Origin of the sequence: Natronobacterium texcoconense, assembly GCF_900104065.1 — an archaeon.
GTDB lineage: Archaea > Halobacteriota > Halobacteria > Halobacteriales > Natrialbaceae > Natronobacterium > Natronobacterium texcoconense.
Window position 1 is genome coordinate 502669 of the sequence record NZ_FNLC01000001.1, and the last position, 15432, is coordinate 518100.

Consider the following 15432-nt stretch of genomic DNA (forward strand, 5'->3'; position numbering starts at 1 on the left):
CAATGATGGAAACACTCGCGTTCGCGCTGTTCGCGTTCGTGACCCTCGCCAGTGCCGCAGGGGTCGTACTCCTGAAAGACCCCTGGCACTCGGCGCTGATGCTGGGCGTGGCGTTGCTCAGCGTCGCGGTCCACTACGTGATGCTGGAGGCGGAGTTCGTCGCCATGATGCAGGTCCTCGTCTACGTCGGCGGGGTCCTCATTCTCATCACGTTCGCCGTGATGCTCGTCCAGCGTGAAGAGCCAGAGGGCACGACTACGACGGATGCGGACTCCGACGAGGTGGTACAGCCATGACGACCGGACCGGAACTCCGTACCGGAAAAACACTCGTGCCAGGACTGCTCGCCGTCGCCCTCTTCGGGCTGATGGCGCTCATCGTGCTGAACACGCCCTTCGGAACCGTCGGTGATCGGCCAGTCGGCTTCCCGGAGGACATCGCGATCGTCTCCGAGATCGGCTACGCACTGTTCGATCTCGGCGTGCTCCAGTCCGGCGAGATGGCGATCCCCGAAACCGAACCCTTCCTCGCGGCGTTCCTGCTGATCGCGCTCACGCTCGACGCGGCACTCGACGCTTCGCTCGTGCTCGCAAAGCGCGAAGAGGAAGGCGAACCGGTCGCGGCACTGACGAGCCAGAACGCCGGAACCGGCGCGACGGCAAGTGCCGGCACCTCGAGCGATCGAACGGCCGTCGCCGACGGTGGAGACGACGCCGAGCGTGGAGGTGAGACGCGATGAGCGTCGGCGTCGGTATCGAGTACTACGTGTTGCTCTCGATGGGGCTGTTCTGTATCGGCCTCTTCGGTATTCTGACGCGTCGCAACGCACTGATGTTCCTGATGTCCGTCGAGTTGATGCTGAACGCGGCCAACATCAACCTGATCGCGTTCGCACTGTATCACGGCAACCTCACCGGGCAGGTGTTCGCGCTGTTTACGATGGCGCTTGCCGCCGCCGAGGTCGCCGTCGGACTCGGGATCATCCTGGTGCTGTACCGTAACTTCCGTGACGTCGACGTCACGGTTCCGACGACGATGAGGTGGTAAGATGGAAGGTGTATTCAGCTACGCTCCGGCGATCGCGGCGTTCCCGCTCGTGGCCTTCGTCGTCGCCCTGGCCTTCGGCAAGTACATGCCGAAGAAAGGGGCGCTGGCAGGTATCTTCGCGACGGCAGGTTCGCTCCTGCTGTCCGTGGTGATGCTCGTTGCGGTCGCGAGCGGTGAGGTGTATCACGAGACGCTCTACGAGTGGGCAGTCGGCGATGCCCTGACCGAGGTCGGTACTGACGGGATCGAGTTCACGTTCGGTATCCTGATCGATCCGCTCTCGGCGCTAATGCTCGTGATCGTCTCGCTGATCGCGTTCCTCGTCCACGTCTTCAGTCTCGGCTACATGAACGCCGAGGGCGAGACCGGTCTGCCGCGGTACTACGCTGGCCTCGGCCTCTTTACGTTCAGCATGCTCGCGTTCGTTTACGCGGACAACCTGCTGATGGCGTTCATGTTCTTCGAACTGGTGGGCCTGTGTTCGTTCCTGCTCATCGGCTTCTGGTTCCGCACGCGTAGTGCGCCGTCGGCCGCGAAGAAGGCGTTCCTGGTCACTCGCTTCGGTGACTACTTCTTCCTGATCGGCGTCGTCGCCATCGCCGCGACGTTCGGCACGCTACAGTTCGCGGGCGACGAATCGTTCGTCGTCGCCGCCGAGACCGCTATCGCGGACGGTGAACAGCTGTTCGGCTTCGGTGCCGAGACCTGGGTGACGATTACCGGACTGCTCGTACTCGGTGGCGTCGTCGGCAAGTCCGCGCAGTTCCCACTGCACACGTGGCTGCCCGACGCGATGGAGGGTCCGACCACCGTCTCCGCACTCATTCACGCGGCGACGATGGTCGCAGCCGGCGTCTATCTGGTCGCCCGAATGTTCGGCTACTACGCACAGTCGCCGACCGCACTCGCGATCATCGCCTTCGTCGGCGGCTTCACTGCACTGTTTGCGGCGACGATGGGCGTCGTCAAAGACGACATCAAGCAGGTACTGGCGTACTCGACGATCAGCCAGTACGGATACATGATGCTCGGTCTGGGCGTCGGCGGCTACGTCGCCGGAGTCTTCCACCTCATGAACCACGCCTTCTTCAAGGCCTTGCTGTTCCTGGGTGCCGGCTCCGTCATCGTCCTCATGCACCACGAACAGGACATGTGGAAGATGGGCGGCCTGAAGGACAAGGCGCCCGTCACCTACTACACGTTCCTCGCCGGCGCGCTCGCCCTGGCGGGGATCATCCCGTTCTCGGGCTTCTGGTCCAAGGACGAAATTCTGTACGACGCCATGATCGTCGGCCTAGAGGAGCCCGTGATCATGGCAGCCTACGCGATGGGGCTGCTCGCGGTCTTCTTCACCGGCTTCTACACCTTCCGGATGGTCTTCCTGACCTTCCACGGTGAACCCCGGTCCGAGACCGCCGAGAACCCCCATCCGGTCGGCTGGTCGATCAAGGCACCACTGATCGTGCTGGGCGTGCTCGCACTCGTCGCGGGTATCGCCAACCTCGCACCGGTCGCCAAACTCACCGGACTCGACATCACGTTTCTCGAGTTCTGGCTCGACGGCGAGTACGGTGCCATCGAGGGGCTGACCTACAGCGCCTACGGTGAACTGCTGGCCTACGAGACCGGCGTCGTCGGCTCCGAACAGCTGACCGTCGCTATCGCGGCCGGCGTCTCCCTGTTGCTTGCCTTCTCCGGTGCGGGCGTCGCCTGGAAACTGTACAACGTCCCCGAGCCGACCGCACACAAGGAGAAACTCGGCTCGGTCGGCAAGGTCGTCGAAGATAACTACTACCAGGACGAGTATCAGGTCTGGCTCGCGGAAGGACTAACCCTGCCGCTCGCTCGAGCGGCCGATCGGTTCGACCAGACCGCAATCGACGGGCTCGTCGACGGCGTTTCGACGGCGAGTCTCTTCGGCGGTGACCGGATGAAACGTATCCAGACCGGTCTGGTGACGAACTACGCGGCCCTGCTCGTGGCCGGATTCATCGCCTTGCTGGTCGTTCTCGGACTCTACGGAGGGTGGTTCCTATGATGATCGAAGCACTGATCGCGGTTGCACTGATCGGCGCGGCAGTTACGTTCGTCGCACCGAATCGGGTCGCTGGCAAACTCGCCTTCGCGATCAGCCTGGTGCCTGCCGCACTCAGCCTGTGGATGTTCTCTGCCTTCGACGGCGCTGGCAACGCCTTGCTCGATGGCGATCTCGCCTTCGAGTCCCAGATGGAGTGGATCCAGCTGAGCGAGTACTCGATCTCGTGGTTCGTCGGTCTCGACGGTATCAGTATGCCGCTCGTGGTGCTGACGACGATCCTCTCGACGCTCGCGATCGTGAGTTCGTGGACGCCGATCGACGAGCGGGAGTCCCAGTTCTACGGGCTCGTACTGTTCATCGAGGCGAACCTGATCGGCGTCTTCGCTGCGCTCGACTTCTTCGTCTGGTTCATCTTCTGGGAGGCCGTCCTCATCCCGATGTACCTGCTGATCGGTATCTGGGGCGGTCCGCGCCGGAAGTACGCAGCGATCAAGTTCTTCGTCTACACGAACGTGGCGTCGCTGCTGATGTTCGGTGCGTTCATCGCGCTGGTGTTCGCACTGCCCGAGGTTACGTCGTTCGCGCTGCCCGAGATCGCGACGGCGATGTTAAACGGCGGGCCGGAGGCGCTGTTCGGCGTCGCCGGCACCACCCTCGCGACGATCGTCTTCGTCGCGATGTTCATCGGATTCGCGGTGAAGGTGCCCGTCGTCCCGTTCCACACGTGGCTGCCGGACGCCCACGTCGAGGCACCGACCCCCGCGTCGGTGCTGCTGGCCGGCGTCCTGCTGAAGATGGGTACCTACGCCCTGCTCCGATTCAACTTCACCATGTTCCCGGACCAGGTCGAGGCCTACGCGGTCCCGATCGCGGCGATCGCCGTCATCAGCGTCATCTACGGCGCGATGCTGGCGCTCGCACAAACGGACCTCAAGCGGATCGTCGCCTACTCGTCGGTCTCATCGATGGGCTACGTCATCCTCGGCCTGATCGCCTACACCCAGTTCGGGGTCGGTGGCGCGACCTTCCAGATGGTCAGCCACGGTCTGATCTCCGGGCTGATGTTCATGGCGGTCGGCGTCATCTACAACGCGACTCACACCCGGATGGTCACGGACATGTCCGGGATGGCAGACCGGATGCCCGTCGCCGTCGGCATCCTCGTGGCCGGCGCGTTCGGCTACATGGGACTGCCGCTGATGAGCGGGTTCTACGGCGAGTTCACGATCTTCTTCGGCGCGTTCCAGTCCGAACTGCTCGCGTACGCGCCGGTGTTTACGTCGCTGGCGATGTTCGGCATCGTCATCGTCGCCGGCTACCTGCTCTTTGCGCTCCAGCGCACCGTCTTCGGACCGTACAACCTGGAAACCGACTACGAGGTGAGCCGAGCACCGCTGCACGACGTCGCACCGATGTTCGTGTTGCTCGGACTCATCATCCTGCTGGGGGTCGCCCCCGAACTGATCTTCGACATGATAACCGACGCAGTCGACCCGATCCTCGAGAACGGAGGTGAACTGTGATGTTGCCCGTCGAACTCGGCGAGTGGGCAGCACTCTCGCCGGCGCTGATACTCGCGGCGACGGCGCTCGTGCTGTTCCTCATCGACAGCATCTCGCCGCGCTCGTCGAGCCGTAGCCTGCTCGCGGGCACTGCGGCGGTGGGTTCGCTCGTCTCGCTCGGCGTCGCCGTCTGGTTCACCGTGGCCGGCGTCGGCACGCCGGGAATGGACGGCGGACGTGGCGTCATCACGCTGTTCGACGGTCAGTTCGTCGTCGACCAGATGGCGCTGTTCTTCATGATCGTCGTCGCGGTCGTCACCGCGCTGGTCGCGGTCGCGAGCTACGACTACATGGAGGGCCACGCCTACCAGGCCGAGTACTACTCGCTGATGGTGCTCGCGGCGACCGGGATGTCGCTGATGGCGGCCGCCAACAGCCTCGTGACGATCTTCATCGCACTCGAGTTGGCGAGTCTGCCGTCCTACGCGCTCGTTTCCATCCTGAAGGACAACCGCGGTAGCGTCGAGGGCGGCCTGAAGTACTTCCTGATCGGCGCGCTGTCGTCGGCGATCTTCGTCTACGGCATCTCGCTGGTCTACGGCGCGACCGGCCACCTGCAACTGGACCTGATCGCCGACGAGATCGCCGTCCTCGCCGACGAGGGCGCCGGTTACGGCGGCCTGCTCGGGCTCGGCATCCTGATGATGATCGGCGGCTTCGCGTTCAAGACCGCGAGTGTCCCGTTCCACTTCTGGGCACCCGAGGCCTACGAGGGCGCGCCCGCACCGATCAGCGCCTTCCTCTCCTCGGCGTCGAAGGCCGCCGGCTTCGTGATCGCGTTCCGCGTGTTCACGACGGCGTTCCCGCTCGAGCCGACCGGCGCCTTGATCGGCGTCGACTGGACGCTCGCGTTCGTCATCCTCGCGATCGTGACGATGACGGTCGGGAACTTCGCCGCTGCGACCCAGACGAACGTCAAGCGGATGCTCGCGTACTCGTCGATCGGTCACGCCGGCTACGCCTTGATCGGGCTGGCCGGTCTCACCGCCGACGGTGGTGAACTCGTGATGGGTGCGGCGATGATGCACCTGCTCGTCTACGGCTTCATGAATACGGGTGCGTTCCTGTTCGTCGCCCTCGCGGAGTACTGGGGCGTCGGCCGCACCTTCGAGGACTACAACGGACTCGCGAAACAGGCGCCGGTCGCCTGCGTCGCGCTCGGTATCTTCATGTTCAGCCTCGCGGGTATTCCGCCGCTCGGCGGCTTCTGGAGCAAGTACTTCCTCTTTACGGGTGCAATCAGCGTCGGTAGCACTGCGATGCTGATCGTCGCGGCTGCACTCGTGGTAAACAGCGCGCTCTCGCTGTACTACTACTCGCGGCTGGTCAAGGCCGTCTGGATCGAGGAGCCGGTCGCCGGCCGAGACACGCTGTCACAGCCGACCGGAATCTACGCCGCGATCGTCTTCGCGGCCGTGATGACGGTCGTCCTGCTGCCAGCCTTCGGCCCCGTTTCCGAGGCGGCGATCGACGCCGCTGCGTACGTAATCTGATCGGCTTTCGCCAGCCTGCTTTTCGCTTCTGACCACTGTAAGCGGCGATTACCGACAGTTCTACGCTCGAGTGGACCGGTACCTTTTCCCCGAAGCGATTACAACCCGCAACAAATGGTTTTCCGGCTCGTGCTCGGGTGCGGGACCGTCGGTCGTCACGTCGTCACACGGCTGTCCGAACGTGGCGGCCCCGACGACCGGCTACTCGTCCTTACGGGCGACGAGAGCGTCGTCGAGACGCTCAGAGACGAGAGCATCCCCGCACGCCAGGCGACGCCGAGCGACCACGACGCCCTCGAGAACGTCGACCCGCCGGACGTCGTCTTCGTCGGTGGCGACCGGACCGACGTCAACCGGGCGGTCCTCGAGATGGCGCGGGAGCGGTTTCCGGACGCCGAGATCGTCGCCTACCTCGGGGGGAACCCGACGCCGAGCGATCGGGCGGCCTTCGACGCCGCTGCGGATTGCGTCGTCGGCACCGAGGAACCGATCGTCGACGAGGTGCTTGAGCGGACGACGACGCCGGTCGCGGAACGAGCGATCCGGCTTCGCCGGCAACTCGAGTCGATCGACGGCCGACTCGCGGTGGTGATGCACAACAACCCTGATCCGGACGCGATCGGGAGCGCGGTGGCGCTTTCCAACGTCGCCGAATCGGTCGGTCTCGAGGCGGACCCCTGCTATTTCGGCGAGATCTCCCACCAGGAGAACCGGGCGATGGTCAACCTGCTCGACCTGGATCTGCGGAATCTGGAGCCGGAAGAGTCACTCGAGGAGTACGCCGCGTTCGCGCTGGTCGATCACTCCAGACCCGGCGTCAACGACGAGCTTTCGCCGGACCTTCACGTCGACGTCGTCATCGATCACCACCCACCACGCGGGCCGGTCCCCGGCGAGTTCGTCGATCTCCGGGAAGGGGTCGGTGCGACGAGCACGCTGTTGACCGAGTACGTCGACCGCTTCGGGATCCCGTTCGATCCGGCGACGGCGACGGCGCTACTCTACGGCATCCGGGTCGACACGAACGACTTCTCCAGGGAGGTAGCGCCGGCGGACTTCGAGGCGGCGTCGATCCTGCGCCCGCACGCCGATACGTCCGTCTTACGCCAGATCGAACAGCCGACGGTCGAGGGCGATACCCTGGAGACGATCGCTCGAGCGATCAAGAACAGAGACCAGCGTGACTCCGTCGCGGTCGCAAGCGTCGGCCGGATCTCAAATCGGGACGCGCTGCCACAGGCGGCCGAGCAGTTGCTCGCGATGGAAGCCGTCGAGACGACGCTCGTGTTCGGTTTCCGTGACGAGATGGCGTATCTCTCGGCACGCTCGCGTGCGAACGACGTCGACCTCGGAGAGACGCTCCGGGATGCGTTCGACCAGATCGGCAGCGCCGGTGGCCACGCAGATATGGCCGGCGCACAGCTCGAGATCGGGATCCTGGCGGAAATCGACGACGGCGACGAAGCCGATTCGATCGTCAGCGTCGTCGAGGAAGTGATTACGAACCGTTTTTTCGAGGGAATACGGACACAGCCGGGCGTACCGGTCGGAGCCTACGACGGGGCAAGCGAGTGGCTGTTTACGGTCTCGGACGCCGAGAGCGAAGCGGAAGCCGACGACGGGGGGTGAGGACGCAGTACTTTTGCATACGGCCCCGTTACTGGGGTGTATGGAGGTCGTGTCGGACCAGAAGAAACCCCAGGTCGAGGAGTACATGACCCGGGACGTCGCCACAGTATCGCCCGATGCGACCGTCGGGACAGTCGCGACGCGAATCGCCGAAAGCGACGAACACAACGGGTTTCCCGTCTGCGAACGCCGACGCGTCGAGGGCTTTGTCAGTGCTCGAGACCTGCTGCTGGCAGACGACGACGAGCCGATTTTCAAGGTGATGACTGCCGACCTGCTCGTCGCTCACCCCGAGATGAAGGTGACCGACGCGGCTCGCGTCATCCTCCGATCGGGAGTCCAGAAACTCCCCGTCGTCGACGACGCGGGCAACCTCGTGGGGATCATCTCGAACGCCGACGTCATCCGCAGCCAGATCGAGCGAGCGACCCCCGAGAAGGTCGGGAAACTGCTGCGAACGTTAGAGGAGATCCACGGCGTCAACCTCGAGCAGGAACGTCGCACCGTCCCGATCGGAGAACTCACACCCACCCAGGGAAAGGTGTACGCGGACGAACTCGAGGGACGTCGCTACGAACTCGAGCGTGGACTGGCCGAACCGCTGGTGGTCATCGACAACGCCGGTACGCTGTTGCTCGCGGACGGCCACCACCGCGTGCTCGCGGCGGATCGCCTCGATATCGACGAGATGGACGCCTACGTTATCGTTATCGACCACCAGATCGATCTCGGGATGGCACGGACCGCCGAGAAGGAGAACCTAGAACGGATCGACGACATCGAGGTCGTCGACTACGCGCGGCATCCGCTGGTCCGGACGACGAAGCGACTGCAGTTCGAATAGCTCACTCGTCGCGTTCGATAACGAACGTCGTGAACGCCTCGAGTTCCTGTATCGTCTCGTCGTCGAACGCGACGGCGTCGAGTTCCGCACGGGCATTGGCAGCCAGATCCAGCGCCCGTTCGCGGGCGTACTCGATACTGCCCGCTTCCTCGAGAATCGACAGCGCCTCGAGGACCTCCTCGTCCGTGTTCTCGTCGGCCTCGAGGAGTTCGCCGAGTCGCCTGGCTTTTTCGGGTGGACTCTCCTCGAGTGCGTGGATAACCAGCAGGGTCTTTTTGCCCTCGCGGACGTCGTTGCCGAACTCCTTGCCGAAGTCGCCGGCCCGACCCAGCGAGTTCTCGACGTCCAGAATGTCGTCGCCGATCTGGAAGGCGACGGCGGTCAGTTCCGCGTAGCTGGCGACGGCCTCCTCGACCTCGGCGGGCTGATCCGTGATGATCGCGGCCAGCCGTGCGACGATCCGGGCGAGACAGCCGGTCTTGCAGGCACACATCTCGAGGTACTCCTCGGTGCCGACGGGAGTGTCACACTCGTTGTGCCAGTAGATGTCCATTCCCTGTCCGAGGTGTGTCCGGTTGAGTTCGTACATCAGCATCTCGTAGGCGGCCAGCCGCTGTTCGGCCGGGAGATCGGCCGGATTCTCCGTCAGGATCTTCAGCGGCAGGAAGTACATCGCGTTGCCGGCGTTCAACGCGACGTCCTGTCCGTAGACGTGGTGGAGCGCGGGCCCGCCACGTCGTTTCGTCGCCCCGTCTTCGACGTCGTCGACGATGATCGTCCCGTTGTGGAGGATCTCCGGAATGCAGGCGTATGGCAGATACTCTTCCGGATCCTCTCCGAACCCGTCGACGAAGACCAGAAAGAGTACTGCACGCCATCGTTTCCCGCCTCGATCCAGAAGCTCCCAGAGCGGATCCGCGAGCGCCTGCTGGATGCTCTCGCTGTCGTACTCGTACGTGGGTTCGCCAAAGAACGACTCGAGGTAATCGTCGTCGATCTCCCGTGGGACGAGGTCAGCGATGGCCTCGTCGACTGCCGGCCGCCACTCGGCAAGCGTCTCCCGCATACTCCCCTCGAGAGGTACCGGGGTAAAAAAGATTCTCAGTTTCGCGCGATACTGTGGGCATTCCGGAAGGTATCGCTCCGTTGGCTTTGCGACCTTCCCATCGTGTTTCGAAACGAAAAAAAGCGGTACAGTTACCATACCACAGTCCCACGCATCCCCCATGACGACCTGGATCGGTGACTTGTTCACCAGTGACGTCGGCTGGAACCACCTCGAGGGACTGGTCGACATCGGCAACCGGATGGCAGGAAGCGACGGTGAACGCGAAGCAGCGGAACTGACCCGCGACGCGCTCGAAGTCGTCGGCGCGCGAAACACCCGTCTCGAGACGTTCGACATTCAGGGCTGGACGCGCGGCGACAGCGCCGTCCTCGCGGGCGACGAGGAACTCGACTGTATCGCGCTCCCACGTAGTCCCGACGACGAAGCGACCGCACCGCTGGTGGACCTCGGCTACGGCCTCCCGTCGGACTTCGAGGCGGCCGACCTCGAGGGGAAAGTCGCCATGGTCCGCAGCGACATCCCCGATTACTACGAGCGGTACATCCACCGCCGGGAGAAGTACTACCACGCCGTCGAGAACGGCGCGGTCGCCTTCGTCTACCGCAACCACGTCGAAGGCTGTCTCCCACCGACCGGCAGCGTCGGCACCGAGGCGGACCCGATCGGCGATATTCCGGCCGTCGGCGTCTCGAGCGAGGTCGGTGCGCGACTCGCCCGGCGGTACGACGGCAAGGAGGTAGAGGTTCGCGTCGACGCGGACGTCTACGATGCCCAGAGCCAGAACGTCCACGCCGAACTCGGCCCCGATACCGACGAGCGCGTACTCGTGACGAGCCACGTGGACGCCCACGACATCGCCGAGGGCGCACTGGACAACGGCGCGGGGACGGCGATGGTCGTCGAACTCGCGAACGCGCTCGCGAACCGGGAGGACGAACTCGAGACCCGCGTCGAGTTCGTCGCCTACGGTGCCGAAGAAGTCGGCCTGGTCGGTTCCGGGTATCACTCCGAACAGACCGACCACGACTCGATCGAGGCGATCGTCAACAACGATGGCGTCGTCCGCGGCCGAACGCTCGAGTTCTACACGCACGGGTTCGACGGCCTCGAGGACGCTATCGACGCCGTCGCCGAGCAGTACGACCACCCGATGAAGACGGTGCCACAGCTCGGCCCCCACAGCGACCACTGGCCGTTCGTCCAGTGGGGCGTCCCCGGCTACCACGTCATGTCGACCTCCGACGAGGTCGGCCGCGGCTGGGGCCACACCTTCGCCGACACCTTCGAGAAACTCGAGAAACGCGACCTCCGCGAACAGGCGATCTTGCTGACCGAACTGGTCGTCGACCTCGCGAGCGACGACCGGACGGTCGAACACCGCTCGCCCGAGGAGATCGTCGCCGACCTCGAGGACCAGAACCTCGCGGAAGGGATGCGGATTACGGGCGACTGGCCGTACGACGACTGATACGGTTTGCTGTAACTATTTACCGCCGATCGTCGATCCCGGCTTGACGATCGGCAGTAAAGAACCGACTGCCGGACAACCGTACGCTTTTGGGCGGGCCGCGTGAACCTCACGCTATGGATTCCGCCGCGTGGGACCCCGCCGAGGACCCGGTCGTCGGGTTCGTCACGGACGAAGAAACCGGATCGACGCCGGGACTGCAGGCCGGTGACGCCCTCGAGTCCGTCGTCGACGCACACGACGGGACGCTCGTTACTGGCGACCTCGAGACCGAGGACGTTCGCGCGGCGGACGTGCTGGTCGCTCGGGGCGATCGGACGCTCTCGGTGCTCGCTCGCGCGGGCATCGATTCACCCGTCGTTCCGGTCGCTCCGGCCACCGGCGTCGAGGCCGTCGACCCGGATCAGGTCTCCAACGCGGTCGCGGCTGTACTCGAGGGCGATGCGACCGTCCGCGAACGGGCGGTGCTCGAACTCGAGGGGGTCGACGCTGGAACACAGCGAGCCCTGTTGGACGTCGCGCTCGTTACGGACGAACCAGCCCGCATCTCGGAGTACGGCGTCCACTCTCTGGACGGCGAAGTCGCGACCTTTCGCGCCGACGGCGTCGTCGTCGCGACGCCGGCGGGGAGTCACGGCTACGCCAGCGCCGTCGACGCGTCCTTGCTCTCGTCGGCCGTCGACGCCGTCGCGGTCGCACCGATCGCCCCGTTCGTGACCAATACGCGTCGCTGGGTGCTTCCACAGAAGGTGACGCTCACCGTCGAGCGTGACGAAGGCGACGTGACTGTCCTCGCTGACGGACAGGCGGTCGAGACGGTCTCCCTCGGCGCGGACGTCACCGTCACCGCCGCTCGAGAGGGTCTCGAGACGCTCGTCGTCGCCGACGAACTGCTCGAAACCCCGGACGAAGACTGACGAAAAACCGAATCGGAGTTAGCTGTTGTACGGCTCCTCGTCGCGGTGATTGTTCGGGTTCGTATTCTCGAGGGCGTCGGCCTCGCGCTGGTCGGACTTGTGTTCGATGTCCTGCCGTCGCTGTTCTTCGTCCTGTCGTTCCCGCGCCTCCATCTCCTCTTCGGTGAGTTGCTCTTCGTCTTCTTCCTCCGTCTCTTCTTTGGCGAGTTCGACGTCCCGGCCGTGCTCGTCTTTACCAGTTTCGTCTGGCTGGGTATCGTCGGTCATAGTTCCGACCGAGGGTACCGGTGACCGAGGAAAAGGGGTTGGGCTTGCGAGGGTCGGCGTCCCCGGGTTCACCCTGTTGCAGTCGGGCGATCGTCACTGGGGAAGTCGGCCCCTGGATTGCGACGATACCGGACCTACCAGGGCTCGCCCGAAGCCAGATCGATCTCGCTGTCGCCCTTCTCGGACGGACAGACGTCGGCGAGCACGCAGTCGCTACAGTCCGGGTTGCGTGCCGTACACGTCGCACGGCCGTGATCGATACAGAGGTGGGTGAACTGCTGCCAGTAGCCGTCGGGAACGATCTCCATCAGTTCCTCCTCGATACGCTCCGGGCGCTTCTCCTCGGTGAGTCCGAGACGCCGGGTGAGTCGCTGGACGTGCGTGTCGACCACGATCCCCTCGACGACGTCGTGGCCGTGCTGGAGGACGACGTTTGCCGTCTTGCGACCGACGCCCGAGAGGTCCGTCAGTTCGTCCATCGTATCCGGCACTTCCCCGTCGTGTTCCTCGACGATCGTCTCGCAGGCGCTTTTGATGTAGCCCGCCTTGCTGTTGTAGTAGGTGATCGAGTTCAGATCCTCCGCGAGTTCCTCCTCGGGGGCCACAGCGTACTCCTCCGGTCCATCGTACTTCGCGAACAGGTGCTCGGTCTCCTTGTTCACCCGCTCGTCCGTACACTGGGCCGAGAGGATCACGGCAATCAACAGCTCGAGTCGGTTCGAATACCGAAGCGAGATCGTCGAGTCCGGATACTCCTCCTCGAGTCGCTCGACTACCTCTTCGGCCTGCGCTGCTCGCGTCTCGCGTGGGGTTCCCATAGGGGTGTGGTAGGATGCAGGTCGTTTCAGCGTTCGGGTTCTATAGTACCAACGGAACTGATTTACACACCGATCGCACGACGACTGTGCACTCGGGTGTGCATTGGCTTTCAGCGGCTACTATATTCTTCGTGAGCGGATGCCGTGAGCTTTAAGCGACCGTCACGCCCGTGTCTGGGTATGAAAGCGACCGCGATGGCTCACCCCATCCAGGGGTTGGTCAAGTATCACGGAATGCGAGATCACGTCGAGCGACTCCCCTACCACGACAGTATCAGCGTCTCTACGGCGCCGAGCCACACTCGCACGACAGTCGAGTTCTCCATGGACTACGACGAAGACACCTTCGTCGTCGACGGCGAGGAACTCGAGGGCCGCGCCCACGAACGCGTCGAAGCCGTCGTCGAGAAGGCCCGCTCGCTGTCCGACGCCGCCCACACGGTCTATCCAGTTCGCCTCGAGAGCGAGAACAGCTTCCCGACGAACGTCGGACTCGGCTCGTCCTCGTCGGGCTTTGCGGCCGCGGCGATGGCGCTCGCCGAGGCAGCGGAACTCGACGCTTCGATGCAGGAGATTTCGGCGATCGCTCGAGTTGGCTCCGCATCCTCCGCCCGCGCCGTGACGGGTGCGTTCTCGCAGCTGCACACCGGGATGAATGACGAGGACTGTGTCTCCCGTCGACTCCAGACTGACCTCCACGAGAACCTGAAGATCATCGTCGGGCTCGTCCCCTACCACAAAGAGACCGAGGACGCGCACAACGAGGCCGAGGACAGCCACATGTTCCAGGCCCGCAACGCCCACATCCACGGCCAGATCGCCGAGATGCGCGACGCGCTCCGTGAGGACGACTTCCATCGAACGTTCGAACTCGCCGAACAGGACTCCCTGTCGCTCGCAGCGACGACGATGACCGGCCCCGAGGGCTGGATCTACTGGCAGCCCGCGACGCTGGCCATCTTCAACCGCGTGCGCGAACTTCGCGAAGAAGAGGACATTCCCGTCTACTTCTCGACGGACACCGGCGCGACCGTCTACGTCAACACGACCGACGAACACGCCGAGTACGTCGAAGAACAGATCGCAGACTGCGGCGTCTCGACGTCGATCTGGGAGGTCGGCGGCCCCGCGAAACTGCTTGACGACCACCTCTTCTAAACGAACTTTTGCTCTGTCGTTCGAGAGAGCTTCCCTCTCTCGCGATCAGGCGGTTAGTAGCCAGCCCGAAATTCCGAACGAGGACCAGCTGGAGTCGCCTACCAGTCGAGTTCGCCCGGTATCTCCTCGATAAACGGCTGTGCCGCCCACCCCTTCTCGTAGGGTGCGGCGTAGGTGAAATCGAACGAAAACGCCGAAATCTTCCACTCTCCGCCCACTCGCCGGAACTCGTGTTCGTAGGTGCCCTGCGTCCAGACGGCCTCACCGTCGCCGGTTACCGAGGGACAATCCAGGTACCACTTCCCGGTGGCAGTATCGCCGTCGACCTCGATCACCTGATTGTGGAGCATGTGCCTCCTGAACGGCATATTCTCCGAATAGGCCGTTTCGGCCCACTCTTTCCAGGCGTCTCTGCCTTCTGCTGACCCCAGCGGTTCGGCGTCGAACGTTACGTCTTCGGTAGCAAAGCGATCGATGGCCTCGCCCACCTCGCCGTCGTCGACGAGGTAGTACACTCTGGCCATCAGTTCGTTGATCGCGTCTTTCTCCACGAGCGCTTGCACGTCCCTCGATGTTGTTTCTGCCATAGGGTGGTTCACCCTCCTCGTTCTATGCTGACCAGTTGCATAGAGGCGCCCCGTGACGTATTTTCACAGCGTGAACGGAACGTAGTCTGTGACCGGTACTCTCCAGTGGAACGGGTCGTGCTGGTCTGATGCCAGCGAATCGGTCACGCCATGGTATCTACGATGTCGCGGAACTCCTCGAGGGTGAACGCCCGAAGTGGTTCGACCGTCACGTTGCCACTTTCCGCGAGCGAGAGCATTGCCCGTGCCGCCGTCGTATCGTCGGGGAAGTCGGCGACGACGACGCCGTCGTACCGACCCATCGTGACAAAAAAGTCGTTCCACGTCCCGCCGAGCGACTCGATCATCTCTCTGGCATGCTCCGTCCGTTCGGGACTGTCTCGGACGTTTCGAACGCCTTGCTGGGTGAAAGCGGTCAGGAACACGTACGTCGGCATGGCAATGCCGCGTACCACGAAGAAAACGATAGTCGTTCGCCCGAGACCGCCTTTCGGTGAACACCGAGTATGGTACCAGCACGACCTCTGAAACGTCT

At 63.8% G+C, this 15432-nt stretch carries 16 protein-coding genes; 11 read left to right on the forward strand and 5 right to left on the reverse strand.

Going from position 1 to position 15432, the window contains the following annotated elements; all coding sequences use genetic code 11:
• Positions 1-2: 2 nt before the first annotated feature.
• The 8 genes from BLR35_RS02655 (at position 3) to BLR35_RS02690 (ending at position 8613) form a co-directional block, all read left to right on the forward strand.
• Entirely contained in the window at positions 3-296 is a 294-nt protein-coding gene (locus BLR35_RS02655) for an NADH-quinone oxidoreductase subunit J (RefSeq protein ID WP_090376955.1), read from the forward strand.
• Positions 293-739: a hypothetical protein gene (locus BLR35_RS02660; protein ID WP_090376958.1), complete on the forward strand. Its 447-nt coding sequence runs from the start codon at positions 293-295 to the stop codon at positions 737-739. Before BLR35_RS02655 ends, BLR35_RS02660 begins: the two co-directional genes overlap by 4 nt.
• Complete coding sequence (gene nuoK, locus BLR35_RS02665) at positions 736-1047, forward strand: NADH-quinone oxidoreductase subunit NuoK (RefSeq protein ID WP_090376961.1); 312 nt, start codon at positions 736-738, stop codon at positions 1045-1047. Before BLR35_RS02660 ends, nuoK begins: the two co-directional genes overlap by 4 nt.
• A 1-nt stretch (position 1048) precedes the next feature.
• A complete protein-coding gene (nuoL, locus tag BLR35_RS02670; protein ID WP_090376964.1) occupies positions 1049-3085 on the forward strand; it encodes an NADH-quinone oxidoreductase subunit L in 2037 nt (678 codons plus the stop codon).
• A complete protein-coding gene (locus BLR35_RS02675; protein ID WP_090376967.1) occupies positions 3082-4608 on the forward strand; it encodes a complex I subunit 4 family protein in 1527 nt (508 codons plus the stop codon). Before nuoL ends, BLR35_RS02675 begins: the two co-directional genes overlap by 4 nt.
• The gene (locus tag BLR35_RS02680; protein ID WP_090376971.1) at positions 4608-6140 is read left to right on the forward strand and encodes an NADH-quinone oxidoreductase subunit N; all 1533 of its coding nucleotides are present in this window, start codon (positions 4608-4610) and stop codon (positions 6138-6140) included. The genes BLR35_RS02675 and BLR35_RS02680 overlap by 1 nt, the downstream gene beginning before the upstream one ends.
• Positions 6141-6254: 114 nt before the next feature.
• A complete protein-coding gene (locus BLR35_RS02685) occupies positions 6255-7769 on the forward strand; it encodes a DHH family phosphoesterase (RefSeq protein WP_090376974.1) in 1515 nt (504 codons plus the stop codon).
• 40 nt (positions 7770-7809) lie between these two features.
• Positions 7810-8613 (forward strand): CBS domain-containing protein, encoded by an 804-nt coding sequence (locus BLR35_RS02690; RefSeq protein WP_090376977.1) that lies wholly within the window; start codon positions 7810-7812, stop codon positions 8611-8613.
• A 1-nt stretch (position 8614) separates the two neighbouring features.
• Here the strand turns inward: BLR35_RS02690 and BLR35_RS02695 are convergent, their stop codons facing one another.
• Positions 8615-9679, reverse strand: coding sequence for a polyprenyl synthetase family protein (locus BLR35_RS02695; protein ID WP_090376985.1), 1065 nt, complete (start codon positions 9677-9679; stop codon positions 8615-8617).
• 160 nt (positions 9680-9839) lie between these two features.
• On the opposite strand from BLR35_RS02695, the gene BLR35_RS02700 reads away from it, so the two are divergent.
• Both BLR35_RS02700 and BLR35_RS02705 read left to right on the forward strand, forming a co-directional pair.
• The gene (locus tag BLR35_RS02700) at positions 9840-11150 is read left to right on the forward strand and encodes a M28 family peptidase (RefSeq protein ID WP_090376988.1); all 1311 of its coding nucleotides are present in this window, start codon (positions 9840-9842) and stop codon (positions 11148-11150) included.
• A gap of 116 nt (positions 11151-11266) precedes the next feature.
• Positions 11267-12067, forward strand: coding sequence for an NAD(+)/NADH kinase (locus BLR35_RS02705; protein WP_090376991.1), 801 nt, complete (start codon positions 11267-11269; stop codon positions 12065-12067).
• Positions 12068-12085: 18 nt separating this feature from the next.
• Here the strand turns inward: BLR35_RS02705 and BLR35_RS02710 are convergent, their stop codons facing one another.
• Both BLR35_RS02710 and nth read right to left on the reverse strand, forming a co-directional pair.
• Positions 12086-12334 (reverse strand): hypothetical protein, encoded by a 249-nt coding sequence (locus BLR35_RS02710; protein ID WP_090376994.1) that lies wholly within the window; start codon positions 12332-12334, stop codon positions 12086-12088.
• A gap of 134 nt (positions 12335-12468) precedes the next feature.
• The gene (gene nth / locus BLR35_RS02715) at positions 12469-13152 is read right to left on the reverse strand and encodes an endonuclease III (RefSeq protein WP_090376997.1); all 684 of its coding nucleotides are present in this window, start codon (positions 13150-13152) and stop codon (positions 12469-12471) included.
• Between the two features lie 180 nt (positions 13153-13332).
• Between nth and mvaD the strand changes: the two genes are divergently transcribed.
• Positions 13333-14310, forward strand: a complete 978-nt coding sequence (mvaD, locus tag BLR35_RS02720) for a phosphomevalonate decarboxylase MvaD (RefSeq protein WP_090377000.1) — start codon at positions 13333-13335, stop codon at positions 14308-14310.
• 98 nt (positions 14311-14408) lie between these two features.
• Here mvaD and BLR35_RS02725 read toward each other — a convergent pair whose 3' ends face one another.
• Positions 14409-14897 (reverse strand): nuclear transport factor 2 family protein, encoded by a 489-nt coding sequence (locus tag BLR35_RS02725; RefSeq protein ID WP_090377003.1) that lies wholly within the window; start codon positions 14895-14897, stop codon positions 14409-14411.
• Positions 14898-15040: 143 nt separating this feature from the next.
• Positions 15041-15334, reverse strand: coding sequence for a GYD domain-containing protein (locus BLR35_RS02730; protein ID WP_090377007.1), 294 nt, complete (start codon positions 15332-15334; stop codon positions 15041-15043).
• Positions 15335-15432 lie beyond the last annotated feature (98 nt).

Bases quoted from the DNA above. Each gene is read 5' to 3' on its own strand.
- BLR35_RS02655 (WP_090376955.1), top strand. From the start codon at position 3: ATGATGGAAACACTCGCGTTCGCGCTGTTCGCGTTCGTGACCCTCGCC.
- BLR35_RS02660 (WP_090376958.1), top strand. From the start codon at position 293: ATGACGACCGGACCGGAACTCCGTACCGGAAAAACACTCGTGCCAGGA.
- nuoK (WP_090376961.1), top strand. From the start codon at position 736: ATGAGCGTCGGCGTCGGTATCGAGTACTACGTGTTGCTCTCGATGGGG.
- nuoL (WP_090376964.1), top strand. From the start codon at position 1,049: ATGGAAGGTGTATTCAGCTACGCTCCGGCGATCGCGGCGTTCCCGCTC.
- BLR35_RS02675 (WP_090376967.1), top strand. From the start codon at position 3,082: ATGATGATCGAAGCACTGATCGCGGTTGCACTGATCGGCGCGGCAGTT.
- BLR35_RS02680 (WP_090376971.1), top strand. From the start codon at position 4,608: ATGTTGCCCGTCGAACTCGGCGAGTGGGCAGCACTCTCGCCGGCGCTG.
- BLR35_RS02685 (WP_090376974.1), top strand. From the start codon at position 6,255: ATGGTTTTCCGGCTCGTGCTCGGGTGCGGGACCGTCGGTCGTCACGTC.
- BLR35_RS02690 (WP_090376977.1), top strand. From the start codon at position 7,810: ATGGAGGTCGTGTCGGACCAGAAGAAACCCCAGGTCGAGGAGTACATG.
- BLR35_RS02695 (WP_090376985.1), bottom strand. From the start codon at position 9,679: ATGCGGGAGACGCTTGCCGAGTGGCGGCCGGCAGTCGACGAGGCCATC.
- BLR35_RS02700 (WP_090376988.1), top strand. From the start codon at position 9,840: ATGACGACCTGGATCGGTGACTTGTTCACCAGTGACGTCGGCTGGAAC.
- BLR35_RS02705 (WP_090376991.1), top strand. From the start codon at position 11,267: ATGGATTCCGCCGCGTGGGACCCCGCCGAGGACCCGGTCGTCGGGTTC.
- BLR35_RS02710 (WP_090376994.1), bottom strand. From the start codon at position 12,334: ATGACCGACGATACCCAGCCAGACGAAACTGGTAAAGACGAGCACGGC.
- nth (WP_090376997.1), bottom strand. From the start codon at position 13,152: ATGGGAACCCCACGCGAGACGCGAGCAGCGCAGGCCGAAGAGGTAGTC.
- mvaD (WP_090377000.1), top strand. From the start codon at position 13,333: ATGAAAGCGACCGCGATGGCTCACCCCATCCAGGGGTTGGTCAAGTAT.
- BLR35_RS02725 (WP_090377003.1), bottom strand. From the start codon at position 14,897: ATGGCAGAAACAACATCGAGGGACGTGCAAGCGCTCGTGGAGAAAGAC.
- BLR35_RS02730 (WP_090377007.1), bottom strand. From the start codon at position 15,334: ATGCCGACGTACGTGTTCCTGACCGCTTTCACCCAGCAAGGCGTTCGA.